General features: G+C 60.0%; 19 protein-coding genes. 9 read left to right on the forward strand and 10 right to left on the reverse strand.

The genetic code is table 11. From position 1 onward, the window contains the following. Positions 1–7: 7 nt before the first annotated feature. The 3 genes from B0E33_RS13455 to dctP form a co-directional block, all read right to left on the reverse strand. Entirely contained in the window at positions 8–1321 is a 1314-nt protein-coding gene (locus B0E33_RS13455) for a TRAP transporter large permease (RefSeq protein WP_031270102.1), read from the reverse strand. Next, positions 1318–1824 carry a TRAP transporter small permease subunit gene (locus B0E33_RS13460; protein WP_208997811.1) on the reverse strand — a complete coding sequence of 169 codons (507 nt, stop codon included), beginning with the start codon at positions 1822–1824 and terminating at the stop codon, positions 1318–1320. Before B0E33_RS13460 ends, B0E33_RS13455 begins: the two co-directional genes overlap by 4 nt. Before the next feature lie 83 nt (positions 1825–1907). Beyond that, the gene (gene dctP, locus B0E33_RS13465) at positions 1908–2939 is read right to left on the reverse strand and encodes a TRAP transporter substrate-binding protein DctP (protein WP_023002693.1); all 1032 of its coding nucleotides are present in this window, start codon (positions 2937–2939) and stop codon (positions 1908–1910) included. A gap of 127 nt (positions 2940–3066) precedes the next feature. On the opposite strand from dctP, the gene B0E33_RS13470 reads away from it, so the two are divergent. Both B0E33_RS13470 and B0E33_RS13475 read left to right on the forward strand, forming a co-directional pair. Beyond that, positions 3067–4464, forward strand: a complete 1398-nt coding sequence (locus B0E33_RS13470; protein WP_077291478.1) for an aminotransferase-like domain-containing protein — start codon at positions 3067–3069, stop codon at positions 4462–4464. Positions 4465–4928: 464 nt separating this feature from the next. After that, the gene (locus B0E33_RS13475; RefSeq protein ID WP_023002696.1) at positions 4929–5318 is read left to right on the forward strand and encodes a DUF2794 domain-containing protein; all 390 of its coding nucleotides are present in this window, start codon (positions 4929–4931) and stop codon (positions 5316–5318) included. A gap of 315 nt (positions 5319–5633) precedes the next feature. Here the strand turns inward: B0E33_RS13475 and B0E33_RS13480 are convergent, their stop codons facing one another. From B0E33_RS13480 to B0E33_RS13495, 4 genes are all read right to left on the reverse strand, one after another. After that, entirely contained in the window at positions 5634–6416 is a 783-nt protein-coding gene (locus B0E33_RS13480; protein ID WP_023002698.1) for a Bax inhibitor-1/YccA family protein, read from the reverse strand. Positions 6417–6598: 182 nt separating this feature from the next. Next, entirely contained in the window at positions 6599–7372 is a 774-nt protein-coding gene (locus B0E33_RS13485; RefSeq protein WP_077291479.1) for a hypothetical protein, read from the reverse strand. Between the two features lie 329 nt (positions 7373–7701). Further along, positions 7702–10284, reverse strand: coding sequence for an ABC transporter permease (locus B0E33_RS13490; protein ID WP_208997812.1), 2583 nt, complete (start codon positions 10282–10284; stop codon positions 7702–7704). Then, positions 10281–10991: an ABC transporter ATP-binding protein gene (locus tag B0E33_RS13495; protein WP_077291480.1), complete on the reverse strand. Its 711-nt coding sequence runs from the start codon at positions 10989–10991 to the stop codon at positions 10281–10283. The genes B0E33_RS13490 and B0E33_RS13495 overlap by 4 nt, the downstream gene beginning before the upstream one ends. A 123-nt stretch (positions 10992–11114) precedes the next feature. Here B0E33_RS13495 and B0E33_RS13500 point away from each other — a divergent pair, with 123 nt between their 5' ends. The 4 genes from B0E33_RS13500 to B0E33_RS13515 all read left to right on the forward strand — a co-directional run bounded on the left by B0E33_RS13500 (position 11115) and on the right by B0E33_RS13515 (position 16005). Next, the gene (locus tag B0E33_RS13500) at positions 11115–11741 is read left to right on the forward strand and encodes an arylesterase (protein ID WP_077293297.1); all 627 of its coding nucleotides are present in this window, start codon (positions 11115–11117) and stop codon (positions 11739–11741) included. Between the two features lie 78 nt (positions 11742–11819). Continuing rightward, positions 11820–12872 carry an NADP(H)-dependent aldo-keto reductase gene (locus B0E33_RS13505; protein WP_077291481.1) on the forward strand — a complete coding sequence of 351 codons (1053 nt, stop codon included), beginning with the start codon at positions 11820–11822 and terminating at the stop codon, positions 12870–12872. Between the two features lie 200 nt (positions 12873–13072). Next, the gene (thpR, locus tag B0E33_RS13510; RefSeq protein WP_023002705.1) at positions 13073–13609 is read left to right on the forward strand and encodes an RNA 2',3'-cyclic phosphodiesterase; all 537 of its coding nucleotides are present in this window, start codon (positions 13073–13075) and stop codon (positions 13607–13609) included. 431 nt (positions 13610–14040) lie between these two features. Further along, positions 14041–16005, forward strand: a complete 1965-nt coding sequence (locus B0E33_RS13515; protein ID WP_077291482.1) for a methyl-accepting chemotaxis protein — start codon at positions 14041–14043, stop codon at positions 16003–16005. Between the two features lie 2 nt (positions 16006–16007). On the opposite strand, the gene B0E33_RS13520 is transcribed toward B0E33_RS13515, so the two are convergent. Further along, positions 16008–17183, reverse strand: coding sequence for a glycosyltransferase family 4 protein (locus B0E33_RS13520; protein WP_322853563.1), 1176 nt, complete (start codon positions 17181–17183; stop codon positions 16008–16010). An 86-nt stretch (positions 17184–17269) separates the two neighbouring features. Between B0E33_RS13520 and B0E33_RS13525 the strand changes: the two genes are divergently transcribed. After that, positions 17270–18055: an alpha/beta hydrolase gene (locus B0E33_RS13525; protein ID WP_077293301.1), complete on the forward strand. Its 786-nt coding sequence runs from the start codon at positions 17270–17272 to the stop codon at positions 18053–18055. A gap of 8 nt (positions 18056–18063) precedes the next feature. Here the strand turns inward: B0E33_RS13525 and B0E33_RS13530 are convergent, their stop codons facing one another. Then, positions 18064–18705 carry a DNA-3-methyladenine glycosylase family protein gene (locus tag B0E33_RS13530; RefSeq protein ID WP_077291483.1) on the reverse strand — a complete coding sequence of 214 codons (642 nt, stop codon included), beginning with the start codon at positions 18703–18705 and terminating at the stop codon, positions 18064–18066. A gap of 127 nt (positions 18706–18832) precedes the next feature. On the opposite strand from B0E33_RS13530, the gene gluQRS reads away from it, so the two are divergent. Continuing rightward, positions 18833–19717, forward strand: coding sequence for a tRNA glutamyl-Q(34) synthetase GluQRS (gluQRS, locus tag B0E33_RS13535; RefSeq protein ID WP_077291484.1), 885 nt, complete (start codon positions 18833–18835; stop codon positions 19715–19717). Between the two features lie 12 nt (positions 19718–19729). Here gluQRS and B0E33_RS13540 read toward each other — a convergent pair whose 3' ends face one another. Beyond that, positions 19730–20704: an AEC family transporter gene (locus B0E33_RS13540; protein WP_023002711.1), complete on the reverse strand. Its 975-nt coding sequence runs from the start codon at positions 20702–20704 to the stop codon at positions 19730–19732. A 176-nt stretch (positions 20705–20880) separates the two neighbouring features. On the opposite strand from B0E33_RS13540, the gene B0E33_RS13545 reads away from it, so the two are divergent. After that, entirely contained in the window at positions 20881–22044 is a 1164-nt protein-coding gene (locus B0E33_RS13545; RefSeq protein WP_062486430.1) for a hybrid sensor histidine kinase/response regulator, read from the forward strand. Positions 22045–22060 lie beyond the last annotated feature (16 nt).

The raw sequence follows: 22060 nt of genomic DNA on the forward strand, positions 1-22060 counted from the left end.
CTGTCTGTCAATTGATCATGGATTGCGGCAGCCACAACACCAGCTCCGGAAACAGGGCGCAGATGAAGATACCGATGGCTTGCAGCAGGATGAAGGGAACGATGGCACGGTAGACCGTGCCCATGCCGATGCCGGCCGGCAGGACGCCCTTCATGTAGAAGAGCGTGTAGCCGAAGGGCGGGGAGATGTAGGCCATCTGCGCCGAAACGAGGAACAGGATGCCGAACCAGAGCCGGTCGAACTCGAGGAAGTCGATCACCGGCAGGAAGACGGGCACGCACAAGAGGATGATGCCCATTTCGTCCAGGAACATGCCGAGGAAGAACAGAATGCCCAGCATGATGGCGAGAACGATCCAGCGGTTGGCATCGAGATCCTGAATGAAGGACAGGAGGAAGTCCGCGCCGCCGGTGCCGGTGAAGATCGCGACGAAGGCCCGTGCACCGATGGTGATCCAGAGGATCATGGCGGTCACCTTGACCACGTCGAGGGCAACGCCGGATATGAGCTCCCAGCCGAACCGGCGCTCGATAAGCGACGACAGGAACGCCAGGAAGACGCCGACGGCGGCTGCTTCCGTGGGTGTTGCGATACCCATGTAGATCGTGCCCAGGACGCCGACGATGATCAGCAGCGGCAGGATGAGGGATTTCAGCGAGGCAATGCGCTCTTCCCAGGTGGCCGGGGCGTCGTTGTCCGGACGCGGGGCGATGGACGGGTTGAGCGCGGACCGCAGAACGATATAGCCGATATAGAGCGAGGCGAGCAGCAGGCCCGGCACCACGCCGGCGATGAACATCTGGCCGATAGAGGCCTGTGCGGTCACGGCATAGACGATGGTGATCACCGAGGGCGGGATCAGGATGCCGAGCGTTCCGCCGGCGCAGATCGTCCCGATCGCGAGCTCCGGACTATATTTGCGCTTCAGCATGGAGGGCAGGGCCAGCATGCCCATGGCAGCAACCGCGGCACCGACGATGCCCGTCATGGCGGCGATGATCGTGCAGATGGCGATGGTGCCCACCGCCAGGCCACCCGGCAACCGCCGCGACCAGAGTTCCATGGCCCGGTAAAGGCTTTCGATGACGCCGGAACGCTGAAGGATGCTGGCCATCATCACATAAAGCGGGATCGCGAGGAGCGATTCCGACGTCATGGTGGAGTAGAGGTTGAGGACGGTAACGGAGAGGGCGGCGGGGCCCCACAGCGTTAGCGTGAAAACGAGCGCAAGTGCGCCGAGCGTGAAGGCAAGCGGCAGGCCGGTGAGCAGCAGGCCCACAAGGCTGGCGAACATGATGGCAAGAACGAATTCGGAGCTCATGCGCTTGCTCCCGTCTGTTCCTGCGCCGGGCGCGTTGCGTTGTAGGCTTCAACAAGGGCCTGCAAAAACAGGAGCGCAAAGGAAAGCGGCACGACGAATTTCAGCCACCAGACAGGTGGGTTCCAGGCGGAAAAGCTGGTTTCGCCGAGGGAGTAGGCGTTGATTGCAAGCGGCCAGCTGACCCAGGCAAAAACGCCTGCAAACACAGCAATGACGGCATAGGAGAACACGTCGAGAGCCACTTTCGGCAATCCCGTCAGTTTTTCGCTGAAGATGTCGACGGCGACGTGGCCCTTCAGGTGCAGAAGGTAAGGTCCGGCCAGCATGAAATGCGGACCGAAGATCAACGTGCTGGCTTCCATGGCCCACACCGTCGGCGCATCGAACAGGTATCTTGCGACCACTTCGAACAGCAGGATCGGCACCACCGCGAAGATGAGTGCCGCCGCAAGGAGGAAGAACAACCGGTTGACGCCGGTGACGATGGAACTGACGGATTTCATGAAGCTGAGCATTTGCCGATCGAAAGGACGACCGGACGGCAGACGGCAGGGAGGTGCCGTCTACCGTCCGGTGGGAGGAAGGGTCAGATCAGCCCGAGGGCTGTCATGAACTCAATCTGGCTCGCGAGCACGCGATTCGCCAGATCGTCTTCCTTGGTAGCCTTTTTCCAGGACTCGACAGCCTTGGACCGGTTGGCCGCGACATCGGCCGGGTCGAGCTGGATGATCTCGACGCCTTGTTCGCCGTATTTCTTCAGGACATCGACATTCTGCACCATGATGTGCTGGCGCAGCGATCCGGAGATCTCCCGAGCCGCAACGGCAAGCGCTGCCTTGTAGTCGTCCGGCAGGGCGTCATAGGCGCCCTGGTTGGCGACATAGCTGGTGGCGGTGGTCGGCTGGTGCACGCCCGGCAGGATGATGAACTTGGCGACTTCGCCAAGGCCTGCTTCGTAGTTGGCGGTGAGATCGCCGCGGTCGGCAAAATCGATCAGGCCTTTTTCAAGCGCCGTATAGACTTCCGCCGTCGGCAGCGGGGTCACGGAAACGCCCTGGTCGGCCATGACCGCGGAAGCGAGCCCGACAAAGCGGCCCTTCTTGCCGGCCATGTCGGCGATGGTTTCCATCTTGACGGTCGAGTGGATCGGCTCTTCGCCATAGACGGTGGGGGCAATGTAGAAGAGACCGGCCCTTGCATAGGCTTCGCGGGCGAGATCCAGACCACCCTTTTCGTAGAACCAGGCTTCATACTGGTCGGACTCGGGGAAGCCGAACGGGATGGTGGACGTGAAGGCAAATGCCGGGATCTTGCCGGCTTCGTAGCCGTCGAAGGTCTTCATCAGCTGGAAGGCGCCGGCGCGAACGGCATCGAATGCCTGGTTGGCAGGCACGAGCTGGCCGGCGGAGAACAGCGTGATCTTGAAGTTGCCGTCGGTCAGTTCGCTGACGCGCTCGACAAACTTCTTCTCGAATTCGAAAGGTGTGGTGCCGGCGTCCCAGAGAGCCTGCATGCGCCACTCAACCGCATCCTGTGCCTTGGCCGCAATCGGTGCTGCGAGGGCGGTGCCGCCAACGGCTGCACCTGCAAGAAGGCTGCGTCTACTTACTTTGGTCATTTTTCCCTCCCAAGGAAATTGCCATTTGCTGGCGTAATGGGGCAAACTGTCATAAAAATGATTGGGACAATCAAGGGACAGTTGTTGGATTTATGGGCAGTACTGTCCCAGTAAATTTTGAGGGACAATGAGAGCTACGGGTAGCGGTCGGAAACTGTCTCGCGTCGATCAGATCGTCGAGAAAGTCGCGCTGATGCTGGAGGCAGGGGCGTACAAGACGTTTGAGCGGTTGCCTTCCATTCGTCAGGCCGCGCGGGAGAACGGCGTTTCGAAAAACACGATGGCGGAAGCTTACGACCGGCTGGTCGCCCGAGGGCTACTGGAAGCGCGGGCCGGTTCCGGATACTACATGTCACAGGTCGGGCCGGCTTCCAAGACCCCGCCTGCGCCACATGTCACGGCCGCGGTCGACGGCATGTCGTTGCTGCGGGAGCAGCTGGAACAGCATTATGAAGTGCGTCCGGGAGATGGGCGCCCGCCGCCGTCGTGGATGGAGGGGGCGGAGCTGCGCCGCCATTTCGCCAACGCCAAGACGCCTTTTCCCGAAGCGATCGAATTCGGCTACGGCAGTTCGTGGGGATATGGTCCGTTGAGGGACCGGCTGCGGATGCAGTTGCTGGAGCGGTCGATCCCGGCCGATCCGCAAGGGCTTCTTTTGACCCATGGTGTCAACCATGGCCTGGATCTGATCATCCGGCATCTGACGGAGCCTGGTGATACGGTTTTTGTCGATGAGCCGGGCTATTATCCGCTCTTTTCCAAGCTGACCTTCGCCAAGGTGCAGATTGTCGGTATCCGGCGTGACAGGGACGGTCCGGACCTGGAAGACCTGACCGCCAAACTCGCTCTTTACCGGCCGAAGATGTTTGTCACCCAGTCCCACGGCCACAATCCGACCGGCGGTTCCCTGTCCCCTTCGCGGTCATTCGGGTTGATGCAGCTTGCCGAGCGCTGGGGATTTCTCCTGGTTGAAAACGATGCGCTTGCCGACATTCTTCCGGCCACGTTGCCAAGGCTGGCGGCGCTGGACCAGCTGGAGCGGGTGCTTTATCTCGGCACCTTTTCCAAGACACTTTCGGCCAGTCTCAGATGCGGTTACGTGGCTGGAAATCCGGACATCATCCGCCAGCTTGCCGATATCAAGATGCTGACGGTGGTCAATTCATCCGACCACGTCGAACGCTTCGTGTTCAATCTGATGCAGGCCGGCCATTATCTGAGACATCTGCGGCGTCTCAGGAACCGGGTGGAAGATGCCTACAAGGCATCCTTCGGGACACTGGAGGCGATCGGGTTGTCCGTGCGTGAGTGTTCCATACCCGGGTTCTATCTCTGGGTGGAGTTTCCCGATGATGTGGATGAAAGGGAACTGTGCGCCGCTGCCAGCAAGCAAAGCATCTTCATTGCACCGGGCGCCGTCTTCTATCCGAACCGGGAGACCCGGCAGAAGCCGGCAATGCGGGTCAATGTGGCCTATGGAACCGATGCGCGGTTCCTGTCGTTCCTCAGGGATTTTATGAAGTAGTTTGAAAGCAGAAGAACAGGCAAGTTCACAAATGAAAAGGGCCGGCATAATGCCGGCCCTTCAGTTGCCCTGATGTTTGACTCACTAAATCTGGTTGGCCAGTAAAAACCCCGGGGGGCTGGGGGGCTAATGCATTCCGCGGCTTCTACGGGCCATACCCATCAGGGTATGATCATAATATGGGTGTCTAAAATGGCTGGCCAAGGGCTGGAATGCGGCAAAATCAAGGAAATTTATGCATTCTTTCTTGGCAAAGTGCCGTTGCGTTCGTTTTTGCACTTCTTCCCGTAAAACTTATTGGCAAAATTACTCTGGTTTCCGACCTCTGTCTGTCAATATGACGTTGCGGGCTTGCCAGAATGGCTAAAGAAGACGCATCATGACAGCCAGGTGACAGGCGTCTCCCGACGATTCTCTTGTCGGTTACCTGTCAGCAGCGAAACCGCGAACGGAATGGAGGCGGAATGAGCGAAGCCGACGACAGCGCGTTTCAGCGTGGTGCGGGTGCAAGCCCGTCGCCACAACATCAACCGGCTCCCCCTCCCAAACCCATTGTTGCATTCAACAGGCGCGAACTCGATGTCATTCTGAGGCTCTACGGGCGCATGGTCGCCGATGGCGAGTGGCGGGACTATGCCATCGACCTCCTGAAGGACCGGGCAATCTTCTCCGTGTTTCGCAGATCTTCCGAAATGCCGCTTTACAGGATCGAGAAGGACCCGAAGCTGGCCCGCCGCCAGGGCGCTTATTCGGTCGTGGCGACCGGGGGCATGATCCTGAAGCGTGGCCACGATCTGGCGCAGGTGCTGAGGGTTCTGGAGAAGAAAAAACATCTTCGGGTGGTCGACGCCTGACCAGGCATCCGGTCAGTCAGCTGATGGCCGGATGAGGTTCATTTCCCCTGCGTTGATCCGGTTACAGGCATTTCCTTGATGGTCGCGTCAATGACTGGCTAATGCTGGTCGGTTACCCGCCGGCCGCGGACCAGACGATTGGTTCGGCCAAGCCTGGCAGCGCAGTGTTCTGCCGCTTCATTCCATTGATTTGCGCAAGGCTGGCGTTGACGCCCATTGACGCAAGTGTAGGCAAGCGATGTGTCGGACAGTCGTGCGGCCACAAAAAAGCCCGGCACAAGGCCGGGCTTTTCCGTTTGTTCAGTTTGGCTGCGCTTAGTCGCGGTTGCCGAACAGCTGCAGCAGCATGATGAACAGGTTGATGAAGTCGAGGTACAGACGCAGCGCGCCCATGACGGACTTCTTCGTAGCGACTTCACCACTGTCGCCTTCGTAGTACATTTCCTTGATCTGCTGGGTGTCGTAGGCGGTCAGGCCGGCGAACACCAGAACACCGATCACGGAGATGGCGAACTGCAGGGCGGAAGATGCCATGAAGATGTTGACCAGCGACGCGATCACGATACCGATCAGGCCGATGAACAGGAACGAGCCCCAGCCGGAGAGGTCCTTCTTCGTGGTGTAGCCGAACAGGCTCAGCGCGCCGAAGGTACCGGCGGTGATGAAGAAGACCTGAGCGATCGAGCCCGGGGTGTAAACCAGGAAGATCGAGGACAGGGAGATACCCATTACGGATGCGTAGACCAGGAAAAGGGTCCGCGCTGCGCCGGCACTCATGGACTGAATGCGGAAGGACAGCCAGAACACCATTCCGAGCGGTGCGAGCATGACAACCCATTTCAGCGGGCTGCCGTAGATGGCAACACCCAGCTGGGTGAGCATGCGGCCGTTGCCAAGGCTGGCGACAGCAGAGTTCGGATCGGTGGTCGTTGCAAGCATGACCGTTGCCAGCGCAAGAAAGCCGGTCAGCGCAAGGCCGATGGTCATGTAGTTATAGACGCCCAGCATGTAGGAGCGCAGGCCCTGATCGATGCCGGCCTCGGCGCGTGCGCCGGCGACGGTATACGCGCCTTGAGATTGACGGTCATAGGTCGACATGGTCGTAAAAATCCCCTTCTAGATAGACGTGCGCATGCAATCGCGCATGCAACACAACTCCCTCAACATATGGGAAAAGCCTATCCCGAGCACAAGTCGAATTCGATGAAAAATTCGTAATCTTTGCGCTCAGGACGTATTATTTGAACCTATCCTTAAAAACTGGCTCAGATTCAGTCGTATTATTTCATGGCTTTCAGTCGGGATTCGATCTGCCGGTCGCAGGTGCCGCCGGGGTTGCGAACGATTTCTTCCGACGCGAAATCGAGGATTTCCTTGTCCGGATCCTGCATCTGCTCGACAGTCACACCGGGTTTGAACCACTGCAGAACCGCATAGTCGCCGCCGGCATCGGTGAGGAAAGCGATCGGCTTGCCATTTTCGGTGATGCCCATGCGGCCGACGCGGACTTCCGCAATCGATACCTTGCGCGCTTCGCCGTCGATGGTCAGCCGGTTTTTCGACACGTTCAGTTTCTTCAGCTTGGAGCCTTCAGTGCCGACCCAGTTACCGTAGAAGCGCTTGCCTTTTTTCTCGACGGAAAGGCAGGAGTTCTCGAAATTCGGGATGGAAAGACGGACGGCAGAAACCTCGATCGGATCCTCGCCCTTGGGCGCCAGCGTGTATTTCATCGCATTGTCGCCGGTGCGGTACACCCGGATGCCGACCGGCGTATAGCCGGAATCATTCATCGAACGGGTGAAGAAATCGAACTGGTTGGCGTCGTTGGTGCCGGCCCGGCGATAGAGCCAGCGCTTCGGCAAACCGTTTTCGAAGACCAGCCAGTCACTGACGACGAGGCCGCGCGGGCCTTCCGGCGTGTTCAACTGCCAGACCCCGGTGTGAAACGGGCTTTCCGCTGACGCGGCAGGGGCGAAAGCCATAACGGCAACTGCGGACAGGGCTGCAGCCCCGGCAATGGTCTTCAAACGAATTTTCGGGAGAAACTTGAACATGGAATGGCCCCTTCTTAACAAACTGCCCGGAGCTGAACCGGATAGCCAAGATCAATTCAGTATGCAAGTTGTGTGGAGCTGAAGTTTGTCGCGATTTGGTTGTATTTCAGAATTTTTTCCTGAACGAAGTTTGCCAAGAGCTGTGGGCGCCGGATCGAAATAGATCAGCGCCGGCCAAGAATTCGTTCGATCTTGTTTTCGGAAGTCTACCGGCTCGCCGGAAATAGCCTTGCTGATCAAAGGAGGTGCGACCGAAGCCGGCAAACGTCCTTTGATCAGCTTTTTCCTGTGCGCACGTTGGCCGCTACAGCAGCTGACCGCATCTTGCGCTAGAGATTCCGCAGGACAGGTGCGGGCTTTTCACCCAGCACCCGCCATGTGCCGACGAGGCCGAAACCTACCGTCAGCACCAGCGCGATCAGCGCGGCACTTGCTGCGGTCACCGGCATCATCACGAACGACCCATCCATGATCTGCGTTATCACGTACCAGGCGGCGACCCCTCCGGCCAGCAGGGCGAACACCGCCGTTGCAAGGCCCAGAATGGCGTATTCGAGTGCATAGGCGAAGATCAGGCGAGCCCGTGTCGCACCAATGGTTTTCAGAATGACCGCATCGTAGATCCGGCTGCGATGACCGGCGGCAAGTGCACCTGCCAGAACCAGAACGCTGGCGATCAGCGTTATCGAGCTTGCGCCGCGGATGGCCCAGGCAAGCTGTGCCACCAGATCGTTGACCTGAGAGATCGCGTCCTTCACCCGGATTGCCGTCACTGTCGGAAAGGCGTTCGAGACCGTCTTCAACAAGGCAAGTTCCGTCTCTTCCGGCACATCATCGTCCCAGCCAAGGGTCATCAGATGGGCATGCGGAGCACCGGCAAAAGTGTTCGGCGAAAACACCATTACGAAATTGATCGCAAGGGACTGCCATTCCACCGTACGTGTGTTGGCAATTTCCGCCGTGATTTCCCTGCCGAGCACATTGACCGTGATCCGGTCTCCGATCTTGAGGCCGAGATCGGTGGCGGCCTCTTCATCGAAGGACACCAGCGGAATGCCTGTGTAGTCCTCCGGCCACCAGGAGCCTTCTTCGAGCTTCGAGTTCTTGGGCAAGCTTGCGTCATAGGTAATGCCGCGGTCACCGCGCAGCACCCAGCCGGAGCCTTCCTGGGCGGGGACGAACTTGTCGGCAGCAATTCCGTTCAGCGAGACAATGCGTCCGCGCAGCATCGGGACGCTTTGCAGGTTGGCGTCGGATGCTTCAGCATTCAGCAAGGCCTCGAAGGCATCGCGTTCATGGCTCTGGATATCGATGAAGAAGAAACTCGGAGCCTTGTCGGCAATGGTTGCGGTCAGCTCGCGCCGCAGGTTTCCGTCGATGAGGGCAAGCGCCACCAGCAGCGACAGGCCAAGTCCCAGCGACAACACGACTGACGGGGTCAGCGCTCCGGGGCGGTGAATGTTTGCAATCGCCAGCCTGAGCTCGGTCGAGCGGACACTGGGCAGGCGCCTGGCTATGGCCATGATCGCGCGTGCGACCAGCACCAGCAAAACGAACGCACCGGCGGATGCGGCGATGTAGGTGCCGGCCATGCGCTGGTCGTGGGCAAGCAGAATGGCGATGGCGGCAAGGGCAAGCACTGTTGCCGCGGTGGCAAACAGATAGCGTTTGCGCGGCAGCTTGGCGCCGCCGGTCACGATATCCCGGAAAAGGGCCGTCGGCGGTACGTCATGAGCCCGCCCCAACGGCCAGATTGCAAAGGCGAGAGCGGTCAGGAGGCCGTAGACGAGGCCAAGGGCAAGCTCGGTCGGATAGATGCTGGCCGCGAGCTTGACCGGCAGAACCGGCGCCAGTGCGGCAGCTGCGGCAAAGGGGATCAGGGCACCCAGCACAAGGCCGACGACGATGCCGAGAAGCGCAAGCACCAGCATTTGAACCAGATAGATCTTGAAGACGAAGCCGCCCGTCGAGCCCAGGCACTTGAAGCTGGCGATAACCTCACGCTTGGTTTCCAGATAGGCGCGGATGGCATTGGCCACACCAACACCGCCAACCACCAGCGCGGTGAGGCCAACCAGTGTCAGGAATTGTGCGAAGCGATCAATGCTGCGTTGAAGGCCCGGGGACGCATTGGCGCGGGAGCGGATACGCCATCCCGCGTCCGGCTGGGCGGATTTGGCCTCTTCGACGATCCCTTCCATTGCTTCCAGGTTGGGAGCCGGGGCCATTCGAACGCGGTAATGCCAGCGCACCAGGCTGCCGGGCTGGATCAGGCCGGTTTCAGGCAGGGCGGCATCTGAAATCAGGAGGCGTGGACCGAATTCCATGCCCCCGGCCAGTTTGTCAGGTTCGTTGGCAATGGTGTCGGCAATTCGGATAGTGGCTCGCCCGAGGGAGAGCGTATCTCCGACATTCGCACCAAGCCGCGCGAGAAGAGAAGGGTCCACAACGGCGCCCCAGGTCCCGTCTTTCCGGGCCAGGGCCGTTTCCAGGGCCTCTCCGGAGGCAAGTTCAAATGTGCCGTAAAGGGGATAGGGACCGTCGACGGCTTTCAGCTCTACCAATGCCTGATCGCCGGTCTCAGGTCTTCTTGCCATTGCCCGCGTGGTCGCAACGCGGGACAGGTCACCTAGGCCGCTCAGATAGGCAAGTTGATCGGCGTCGGCCTGACGGTGGATCAGGGAAAAATCGAGATCACCGCCCAGGATGGACTGGCCTTCGCGCGAAATCCCTTCTGTCAGAGCCCGTGAGACAGACGTGACGCCTGCGATTGCCGCTACGCCGAGCGCGATACACGCGATGAAAATGTAAAAGCCCTTGAGGCCGCCGCGCAGTTCACGAAAGGCAAACCGGGCAGCAAGGCGCATCGTCTGGTGGTTTGCCGGTGCGTTGCCCGGGACAAACGCGCTCATGCAGACACCTCGCGGCGGGCGCGGTCAGACGTTTCTTCTTCGATTTCTCCGGAGCGGACGCGGATCATGCGGTCGCAGCGGGCGGCAAGGCTCGGGTCGTGGGTGACCAGAACCAGCGTCGTGCCCCGGTTCTTCTGGGCGGTGAACATCAGGTCGACAATCTGTGCGCCGGTACTTTCATCGAGGTTGCCAGTCGGTTCGTCTGCGATCAGGATCGCGGGTTCGACGACCAGTGCCCTTGCCACGGCGACACGCTGCTGTTCGCCGCCGGACAGTTGCGCCGGGTAGTGGTGCATGCGGTGGCCGAGCCCGACGGCATCCAGTTCCGCCTTGGCCTTGTCGAAGGCGGCGCTATCCCCAGCAAGTTCCAGCGGCACGGCCACGTTTTCCAAAGCGGTCATGTTGGGCACGAGGTGAAACGACTGGAAAATGATACCTACATTGCGGCCGCGGAACCGGGCCAGCTGGTCTTCGGACAGCGGGCCGAGTTCGGATCCGGCCACGTTGACCGAGCCTTCATCGGCGCGTTCCAGCCCCGCCATGACCATCAGCAATGTCGATTTTCCGGACCCTGACGGGCCGACAAGGCCGACGGAGGCCCCCTTCTCGATCTGAAGGTCGATCCCCTTCAGGATATGCACCCGCCCGGCGCCTTCGCCGAGGGTCAGGTGGACGTCTTTCAGGGCGATCGCGGGCGAATTTGTCATTCTCTGGCCTTTACAATGGGCGTGTGATCGTCTTCCTGACAGTCACAAGCCCTCGACAATTGGACGCTCTGCGACCATATGGGCCTGTTGAAGAGCGTCTTCCAGTCCCAAAAGAGTGTTCACGTGAACCGGTTTATTGCCTGCCTGACGATAATCATCCTGTCTTTCCTGCCAATGGCCGCCCAGTCGGCCGATCTGAAACTGGTGGTGCTGGGGGACAGTCTGTCCGCCGGCTATCAGCTGTCGGCAGGAGAAGGCTTCACGGATCAGCTCCAGAAAGCGCTTGATGCGAAGGGGCAATCGGTCGAGGTCGTCAATGCCGGCGTGTCTGGCGACACGTCAAGCGGTGGGCTGTCGCGGCTGGACTGGTCGGTGGGACCGGACACCAGTGCAGTCATCGTGGAGCTTGGGGCAAACGACGCGTTGCGGGGGATCTCTCCGGAGCTGACGCGCAAGAATATCGACGAAATCGTCCGACGCCTGACGAAACGCGGTGTTGCCGTGCTTGTCGCGGGCATGCTGGCTCCGCGCAATCTTGGGCCGGAATATGCCGAGGCATTCGATCCGATCTACTCCGATGTTGCCAAGGCGCACGATGCGTTGTTTTATCCCTTCTTCCTCGAGGGTGCCGCCCTCAATCCCGATCTCAACCTTTCCGACGGTATGCATCCCAACGCCAAAGGGGTGGAAGTCATCGTCGAAAACATTCTGCCGAAAGTGGAAGAGCTTTTGGCCAAAGCCCGATCCTAGGGGCTTTGCTCTGGACCTGGGGTGGAAGCCGATCCGGCTTCCGGGACGCCCCGTTTTCAAAATTTGAAGGATAGTCTTATGGAAAAGCGCCGTCTTGGCCGCACGGATATACAGGTCAGCGCCCTTTGCCTCGGTACCATGACCTTCGGGGAGCAGAACTCCGAGGCGGAAGGTCACGCCCAGATGGACCACGCCGTGGAAAAGGGCATCAATTTCTTTGACGCGGCAGAGCTCTATCCGATCCCGCCGAAGAAAGAGACCCAGGGCCGGACCGAGCGCATCGTCGGCACGTGGTTCAAGAAAACCGGCATGCGGGACAAGATCGTCATGGCCACCAAGGTGGTCGGGCGGACCGACATGGATTGGTTCCGTGAAAACGGTGCGAAGGCGAAACTGGTTCGCGAAGAGATCGAATTTGCGGTCGACCGCAGCCTGAAGAACCTGGAAACAGACTATATCGACCTCTACCAGATCCACTGGCCGGACCGGAACGTCGGCGGCTTCGGTTCAAACCCGACGCGCTGGGCGGATGTCGAACCGGCTCCGGACGAAAACAGCATCCAGTCGACGCTGGAAATCCTTGGGGATCTGGTCAAGGCCGGCAAAATCCGTCACGTCGGTGTCTCCAACGAAAGTGCCTGGGGCACGATGCGCTACGTCGCCGCGTCCGAGATGTATGACGTGCCGCGGGTGGTCTCGATCCAGAACGCCTATTCCCTGGTCAACCGGACCTTTGAAACCGGCCTTGCGGAAGTTGCCCGCCGGGAAAATGTCGGTCTTCTGGGATATTCGGCACTGGCCCAGGGATATCTGACGGGCAAATACCGCAATGGCGCCCTTCCGGCAGGTGCCCGCAAGACGCTGTTCAACCGCCTGCAGCGCTATGAGCACCCGCGCGCCATCGAGGCGGTCGATGCCTATCTGGACCTGGCGCAGGAGGCGGGACTTGATCCGTCGCAGATGGCACTTGCCTTTGCCATGTCGCGGTCTTTCATGACATCGGTCATCCTGGGTGCGACGACCATTGAGCAGCTGGATACCGACATCGGAGCTGCGGACGTTACGCTGAGTGCCGATGTTCTGGAGAAAATCGATGCGCTGCATCAGAAATTCGGCAATCCGGCGCCGTAACGGGTGTAACTTCCTGATCGATAAATCTTTTTAGAGAATCATCTGCAGATCGGAGGCCGGGCTGGTTATGAACCAGCCCGGTTTTCATTTGAGTGCGGCGCTGAATTTTTGAACGCGCTCAAAAACTTAGCTTTTTGTCTTGCGATTTTCATGAAGTTGATTCCTCATGGGATTCATCAGCGACAGCGGAGGGAACACCCATGCCGCGCCTATTTACAGGCCTTGAGATTCCGTCCCAGACGGCACTCATGCTTTCGATGCTCCGGGGAGGCCTTCGGGGCGCCCGCTGGATTGATCCGGAGAACTACCACATCACCTTGCGCTTCATTGGCGACATCGACGACCGTACGGCCGACGAGATCGCCGCCGCGCTTGATCGTGTCCGCAGGGATCCGGTGGAAATCCGCCTCAACGGTCTTGGTTCTTTCGGCAACGGCAAGCCGCATGCAGTCTGGGCCCGGGTTGAGCCAACCGCTCAACTTGCCGAATTGCAGGCCGAGCAGGAACGCATCATCCAGCGTCTGCATCTGCCGGCCGAGCGGCGCAAGTATGTTCCGCATGTCACCCTTGCCCGTTGCAGGACCTCGACCAACGAGGACGTGGCCAAGTGGCTGAGCGAGCGCGGCAACTTCCAGGCGCAGCCCTTCATTGCCGGACGTTTTGTGCTGTTCTCGGCGAAATCGAGTGTCGGTGGCGGCCCCTATCTGGTGGAAGAGGCCTATCCGCTGGCAGCGTGACGCCCGCGTTCTGATGGCGTGCAGCGAGACCACAGGATTTGCGTATCGGCAGAATGAACCCAAGCCTTTGCCGCTTTGGGGTCGTTTTTGGCTGAAACCCTGAAAAAGATTGCACCGACCCGACGCGAAAAAATGACGCACGCTGGCGTCCGCGCTCCTTTCGTGATGGTCAAAAGTGACAGGAGGGGGCCGAGAAACTGTGCGGTTTTTGGGCAGGCCGGAATTCCAGGGCAGTGAAAAAGGCTGTTTTGCCTAAATAATAAGTTGATTGAATTCTCTGAATGATTGAGTGCGTAGAAGTATAAACCTATGGTTTAGAAGATTAGTCGGCTCAGTATTCAAGTTGCGTAAAGGAAAATTAATGGCTTGAGCGTTTTCTGGGCACACTGTGCAAGGCTCGACAAGAGCTGCCCCAAAAAAACGAGACCATTATGAAGTTCTTTGCAGATCTGCCCATCGCGGTGCGTGTCGGAGCGCTGTCCGCAATCGCCGTGGTTGCCATTGGCGTATTGCTTGGCACGGCGCTTTACAGCCAGCAAATCGTGTCGCACGAAATCGACAATCTGGCTGAATATTCGCAAATGGACTTCAAGGTGTCGCAGGTTCAGGCTCATGCCCAGAACATGCAGCGCAGCCAGAAGGACTTTCTTTTGAACAAGGACCTGGCCTTTGTCGAGGAATACAAGGCCGAGTTCGAGAAAGCCCAGAGCAACCTGAACGATGTCGATACGAAGCCGCAATCGGCTTCCATCAAGAATAACATCGCCAAGCTTCGTGATGTTCTTGACCAGCACAAGGCAAAGTTCGACGCTCTGACCAGTGAGCTTACCCGAATGGGGCTTGATGAAAGCACCGGGCTGCAGGGGTCTCTTCGCACTGCCGTGCATGACGTGGAAAGCAAGCTGGATGCCGCCAATCTGGATGCCTTGACCGTCAAGATGCTGATGATGCGCCGTCATGAAAAAGATTTCATGCTGCGCGGTGACGAGAAATATATCGGCAGGATCGGCGAACGGCGGGCTGAATTCGCAGATCTGCTGCCGAAAAGCGGGTTGCCCGACGCTGAACAGGCTGAAATCGGCAAGCTGCTGGATACCTATCAGGCCTCCTTCCAGGCTTATGCCGAATTGTCCCTGAAGATTGCTGCCGACCTGGCCGAGATCGAGGCAATCTACGCCCAGGTCGCTCCGGAATGGGCGGTGATGTCTGAAGCTGCCTATGCGGGCAAGCTGGCTGCCGGGGAAACGCTGGACACTGCACAGGCCTTCTCCAAAACAACATTCCTGACCGTTTCCGCCATCGCGCTGGTGCTGTCCATCGGGCTTGGCTGGCTGATCGGCCGCAGCATTACCAGGCCGGTGAAAACGCTTACCGGAACCATGGGAACGCTCGCTGGCGGATCCATCGACATCGACGTCCAGTACACCGACCGCAAGAGCGAGATCGGCAGCATGGCCCGCGCCGTGGAAGTTTTCCGCGCCAATGCCGTCCGGACCCGCGAACTGGAAGCGGAACAGAAGGAACAGGCAGCAAGAAACGCCGCCGAGCAGAAGCGGATGATGATGGAGCTTGCCGATAGTTTCGAAAGCTCGGTTGGTGAAATCGTCCAGGCGGTATCGTCCTCGTCGTCCCAGCTGGAATCGAGCGCAAGTTCCATGAGCGCCACCGCCGAGCAGACCCAGCAACAATCTTCGAACGTTGCCGCGGCAGCCGAGCAGGCATCTGCCAACGTTCAGACCGTTGCTTCCGCAGCCGAAGAGCTGTCGTCGACGGTTTCGGAAATTTCCCGACAGGTCGCCCAGTCTTCAAATGTTGCTGCCACGGCAACGGCGGAAGCCAAGAAGACCAACGACCAGGTTCAGGGGCTCGCCGAAGCCGCTTCGCGCATCGGTGAAGTGGTGAAGCTTATTTCCGATATCGCCGAGCAGACCAATCTTCTGGCGCTCAATGCCACCATTGAAGCGGCCCGTGCGGGCGAGGCCGGCAAGGGATTTGCCGTCGTTGCGTCGGAAGTGAAGGAACTGGCCAGCCAGACGACCAAGGCGACCGAGGAAATCTCCCAGCAGATTTCCGGTGTCCAGTCGGCGACCCGTGACGCGGTCTCTGCCATCGACGGCATCACCAAGACGATCTTCGAGATCAACGAGATTGCCGGCGGGATCGCGGCGGCTGTCGAAGAGCAGGGCGCGGCAACCACCGAGATCGCGCGCAATGTGCACGAAGCTTCCACCGGTACACGCGATGTGACCCGCAACATCAGCAGCGTCAGCGAAGCAGCCACCCAGTCGGGGCATGCGGCGGAAGAGCTGCAGGCGGCCTCCGGCACACTTGCAAGCAATGCCCGGGCGCTTCAGGCCGAGGTCGACGGCTTCCTGGCACGCGTACGCGCCGGCTGAGATCAGGTGCCCAGCAGGCCGGCATAAACACCGAGCGTGCGGGCGCACATGGTTTCGACCGAGAAATTCTGGCGGACATGGGCGAGAGCCCGGTCCGCCATTTTGTTTTTCTCGTCCACGTCCTGGCCCAACACACGGACAATGGCATCCGCCAGAGCCTGAGGGTCGCCCGGTGCCACCCGCCAGCCGGTGCGTTCGCTTTCGGCCGCATCGGGCGGGGAGAGAACGGTTTCAGGTACCGCCCCGAGGTTGGAGACGATTACAGGCACCCTTGCGGCCTGTGCTTCAACTGCCGCCCGGCCGAAGGCTTCCGGTTCGACAGAAGCAACAATCGCAATATCGGCCAATGCCATGGCGGCGGGAACGTCGGCGCAGTGACCGACGATCCGGACCTTGTCCTGCAGGCCGTTGTCGGCAATCAGCTTCTTCAACTCCGCCAGATATCCGTCACGACCTTGGGCATCTCCCGCCAGAATGGCGATCGGGTCGGACGGCAACCTGTCTTGCAGAAGCGCCATCGCCTCGATCACGACACGCTGGCCCTTCCAGGCGGTCAGCCGGGCCATGTTGAGGAGTATCGGCCGTCCCATCGGGATGCCCCACTGGTCCTTCAATGCCTGCAGCCGCAGAGCGCTGACATTGTCGGGTAGCAGGCCTTTCAGATCGGATCCGCGCTGGATGACGGTGATCTTGCCTTTTGCGAACGGGTGCCGGTCTTCGATCAGACCGGATATGAAATGCGAATTGGCAATCACCGCATCCCCCCGTGCCATGACCGAATTGTACCAGCCCTTCAGCGCATTCGACTGGTTATAGGTGCCGTGGTAGGTGGTCACGAAAGGGGTTCTGGTGCGCCGTGCGGCCCAAAGGCACGACCATGCCGGAGCCCGGCTGCGAGCGTGAAGCAGACTGACCTTGCGTGTGGTCACGATCTCCGCAAGCCTGGCTGCATTCTTCCAGAGGGTCGCCGGGTTCTTCGACTTGACGGGCAGGACGATGTGTTCCGCGCCAAGGGCTTCCAGTTCCGGCACCATCTGGCCGCCCTGGCTTGCAACGAGAGCCTTTCCGCCGGCTTCCACCACCGCTTTGGCAACGTCCAGCGTCGTGCGCTCGGCGCCACCGGAGTTGAGATCCGGGATCACTTGCAAAATCGTGGTCTCAGAAGGCAGATGAACCAAATCGGATCTCCGGTGAACTGGTCAAGGCGGGGCGTCTGTGCCAAATGGCAGGGACAGAAAACATCTATCAGAACGAGAGCCTTAATATGGGTGATTCCGAACCGCAATTCATCCAGATCGGAAAAAACGACGTGAAACGCCGGATTGCCGTGCAGAACGCGCCGGGTTCCGGGGCAAGTTCGTTACCCGGCATCTTGTGGTTGTCCGGGTTCAAGTCGGACATGTCCGGCACAAAAGCCGAGGCATTGGCCGAGGAGGGGGCGCGAAACGGGCAGGGTGTGGTGCGGTTCGACTATTCCGGCCATGGCCTGTCGGGCGGCGATTTCGAAGATGCCTGTGTTTCCGACTGGCTGGAGGAGGCGCTTGCCGTTTTCGATGCTTGTTGCCCGGGCGAAACCGTATTGGTCGGCTCCTCCATGGGCGGGTGGCTCGCCTTGTTGTTGGCGCTCGCCCGCAAGAACTCTGGCCGTATCAAGGGGCTGGTTCTGATCGCTCCCGCGGTTGATTTTACCGAAGAGCTGATGTGGAAGCAGCGCTTCAGCGATGAGATCCGTGCCGCCATTCTTGCCGATGGCCGCTGGGAGCAGCCTTCCGTCTATAGCGACGCGCCCTATGTGATCACGCGCAAGCTGATCGAAGATGGCCGCAATCACCTACTTTTCGGGACGCCGCTTCATCTTGGTGCTCCCGTTACGATCCTGCAGGGCGCGCAGGACCCGGATGTGCCGGAAAGTCATGCACGCCGCCTGGTTGAGGCCTTGCCGCTGGACGATGTCACCTTTTCGCTGGTGCCGGATGGCGATCATCGTCTGTCCCGGCCGGAGGACATTGATCTTCTGTTGCGGGCCGTTGCGGACATGTCGACCCGATAGGGGGAGTTCTAGACCGGCAGGGTTTCCCGGCCCTGTTTTTTCACCTTGTACCAAGCCCAGAAGAGACGGGCGGCAACGGCGCGGTGCGGTGTCCAGGCCTCGGCGATGACGTCGAGTTCTTTTGGTGCCGGACGTTCTGCCAAGCCGAGGGACTCCTGAACCGCGACTTGCAAGGCCAGGTCGCCGCTCGGGAAGACATCAGGATGTCCCGCGCAGAACAGCAGGAAGATATCCGCGGTCCAGCGGCCAATACCCTTTATCTCGCATAATGCGCGGTGGGCTTCATCCGCCGGCGCCTGTGCCAGATGAGCCAGGTCGAGACCATTGCCGCATGCTTCTGTCAGCGCGCGCAAGGTCTGGATTTTCGGTCGGGACAGGCCGACGCCTGCCAGTTCCTCGTCGGTGAAGGTTGCCAGGTTTTCTGCCGTTAGCGGCGCAATCAGCACCTGAAGGCGCGCGAAGATGGCAGCCGCGCTGGCAACCGACACCTGCTGTCCGGTGACAATCTGTGCAAGACCTTCAAAATCGGCCGCGCGTCGGCGCAAGGGGATCGGGCCTGCTGTTCCTGCAATTTCCTGCAGGCGCGGGTCGAGACGGATCAGCGCCTTGAGACCGGCTTCGATGTCTTCTTCGGTGGTAATCGGGGTCATGTCGGCGGGGCTTGTCCGTAGATGTCTTGAACTGCCGGGCGATACTGTCTCTTGCGCGGCGGCTGGGGAATGATAGGTAGGACTTCACTCATCAGCCCGCTCCGCGTCAACAGCCTTTGCCGATCTCATGACCCAGCCCGTGTTCCGCTTTGCTCCTTCGCCCAATGGGCACTTGCATCTGGGGCATGCGCTTTCGGCTCTCCTGAATGCGCGTGCAGCCGTTGCGCTCAGTGGCCGGTTTCTCGTGCGGGTGGAAGATACCGACCAGACCCGGTGCACGCCGGACCTGGAACGGGAGATGTTCGAGGATCTCGCCTGGTTGGGCGTGCCGCTTGATGAGCCCGTGTTGCGCCAATCGGAAAATTTTCCGCAATACCGGGCAGCCCTGGAAAAGTTGCAGGACATGGGCCTGGTATATCCCGCATATCTGACCCGTGCTGAAATCAAGGCGTTCGTTTCTGCCAAGGAAGCCAATGGAGAAAACTGGCCGCGGGATCCCGACGGTGCGCCGCTTTATCCTGGCGATGCCGCGGTTCTTTCCGCGGAAGAGCTCAGGAGCCGGGCGGCCAGCGATGCGCCGTTCTCACTGCGTCTCGACATGCAGCGCGCCCTCGCGCAGATCGGAAGGGCGCTGTCGTGGCAGGAAACGGGGGCGGAAGGCGAAAGCCTGTTTGCCGAACCTGTCGCGGTGCCTGTCGAGGCGGCAGCGTGGGGTGATGTGATCCTTGCCCGCAAGGACACGCCGACGAGCTATCATCTGTCGGTGGTGGTCGATGATGCCAGGCAGGGCATCACCGATGTGCTGCGCGGACAGGACCTTTATCACGCAACCAGCGTGCACAGGGTCCTGCAGGAACTGCTCGGCCTGCCGTCACCGGTCTACCGGCATCACAGGCTCGTCCTGGGGGCGGACGGACGCAAGCTCTCGAAGTCCAGCAAGGACACCAGTCTCCGGTCGTTGCGTGAGGCCGGCATGACCCATGCCGAATTGCGCAAGAGGATCGGGCTCTAGCGCGTTCAGGGATTAGCGCAGGCTCATGCCGAACCAATGATCCAGGAACCAGATCCACAAGCTGGCTGTAACGATGGCGCAGAGCGTGGTCATGGTAATCGCATTTGCGGACATGGAATGGCCAGTGCCGTAGCGGTTGGCGAAAATATAGGCGTTTACACCCGTCGGGCAGCTGGCCGTCAAGGTCGCAACGGCTGTCCACAGAGGCGGCAGGTGGAACACGAAAGCCCCGAAACTAAAAACGACGATCGGCATCAGCAGCATCTTGATGATGCTGAGGATCAGTCCTGGCACGATATTGCCGCGCATGCCGTATTGCACGAGGCTCATGCCCAGTGACAGCAGTGACAAGGGCAGTGCCGTGGCGGCGATGCGGCTGATAACGTCGAGACCGATCTCCGGCAGCTCCAGGCCTGTCTGCCGCCAGATAAAGGCGGCGACGATGGTGACGACGAGGGGGTTCTTCACCAGGCTTTTTCCGGCTCCCATCAACAGTTGGGAAATGGGAGGGGAGGCCGTGCCGTTGTCGATTGCAGCTGCCCGCTCCATCATCACCGCCATCAGTACTGTCATCGTGGCCAGGTGGATCGAGATGATCAGCAGCAGCGGGGCCAGGCCTTCGTCGCCGTATACCGAGGCGACCAGTGGCAGGCCTACCAGAATCGTGTTGGCGAAGGCGGCGGATATCCCGCCGATTGCGCTTGCCCGGGCGTCGCGGCCGAAACCCTTGCGAATGATCAGCGATCCGAGCAACCAGGCAAAGCCGACGCCGATAAAGTAGGTTGCCCAGAGCGCCAGCGGAACACCCGCGCTGAGGTCAGCGCCGATCAGCGATCGGAAGATCAGCACCGGGATCGCCACGATATAGACGAACTGCCCGAGTGCTTCGCTGATGCTCTGGTTCAGAATGCGGGTTTTGGCGAGGCAGTAGCCAATGCCGATCAGCAGGAAAACCGGGGCGACGATCGTAAGTGTTTGAGCAAGCATCTATGCGGCAACCCAAAGGCTGTTTCCGGTTGATTTGGGACTGGGTGCAGGTGGATGCCGGTCTGGATGGACAGCGGCCACACGGCAAGGTAAGCAGAATTTCGACCAACTTGGCTTTTTGGCGCGTGTCTGGCAAGCCCGGTTGAGACCCATTCAGGCGAAGGACCTCCGGCCGCATGGCAAATCATGACGAGGACAGCGTCAAACTTGCGCTTCTGGCCCACGATCTCAGAACGCCGCTTGCCGCCATGCGCCTGACGGCGGAGCTGATCGGCACCGGTCCGCTGAACGGGACACAAAAAGATCAACTGTCGATCCTCATTCGCTCCATCGATGCACTTACGCAGATGACGGGCGAGCTTGTCACGGCTGCCGAACCGGGATCGCAAGCGGAAACAAGACCCAGTCGGATCGCCGATGTCGTTTCGGAAATCGCCGACCTCTTCCAGGTCGCGGCCGAAGCAAAAAACCTGACCTTGACGCTGAAAATAGACGACGAGGCCCGCGAGGCGGTTACATCAAGTGGTGGGACACTGCGCCGGGTGATCACGACATTGCTGGACAATGCTGTCAAATACACTGCTGAGGGCGGGGTCACGGTCGAAGTTCGCGCAGCCGGCCACAAATCGGAGGATGCCTCCGGTCAGGGCGATCCGTCCTCCATCCTGATTTCCGTTGCAGACAGCGGCCCCGGGATCGAGCCTGAAGAAGGTGCACGGCTGTTCCGGCCCTTCGTCCGGGGCCGGCACGGCCGGGAAACCGCGCCTGGAACGGGTCTCGGTCTTTGGGGGACGGCGCAGTTCGTCCGGGACATGAATGGCCGGTTGACACTGGCGCGTTCCGAGACCGGCGGCAGCCGGTTCAATGTGGAAATTCCGCTCGGCGAGGGCGATGACGGCCTGTTGCAGGCCGAGGCAGACCAGCATGGAACATCGGCAACATCCGAAGATGCGTCTGTCACCGGGCCCTTGTCGGCGCATGTGCTTATTGTTGATGACAACGAGACCAATTGCCGTCTGCTGGCAGCGCTGCTGGAATCCTTCGGCATTTCGTCGGAGGCCGCCAGATCGGGCGAGCAGGCTGTCGGTCTCGTTCAAAAGAGCGACTTCGATGCCGCGTTGCTCGATCTGCACATGCCCGGCATGAGCGGTGTCGAAACGGCCGAGGCGCTCGGATCTCTGCGCCCGGACCTGCCGCTGATCGCCGTGACGGCGGCTCTGGAGTCTGTTGGCGACACGCGTTTGCGGGATGCGGGGTTCCGGGAAATCCTGACAAAACCCCTGTCACCTGCCGCCCTTTTCGAGGCGATGAAACTGGCGAGCGGACGCAGAGCGGGCTGAGGGCCACACCTTACGG

The organism is Roseibium algicola (assembly GCF_001999245.1).
GTDB lineage: Bacteria > Pseudomonadota > Alphaproteobacteria > Rhizobiales > Stappiaceae > Roseibium > Roseibium algicola.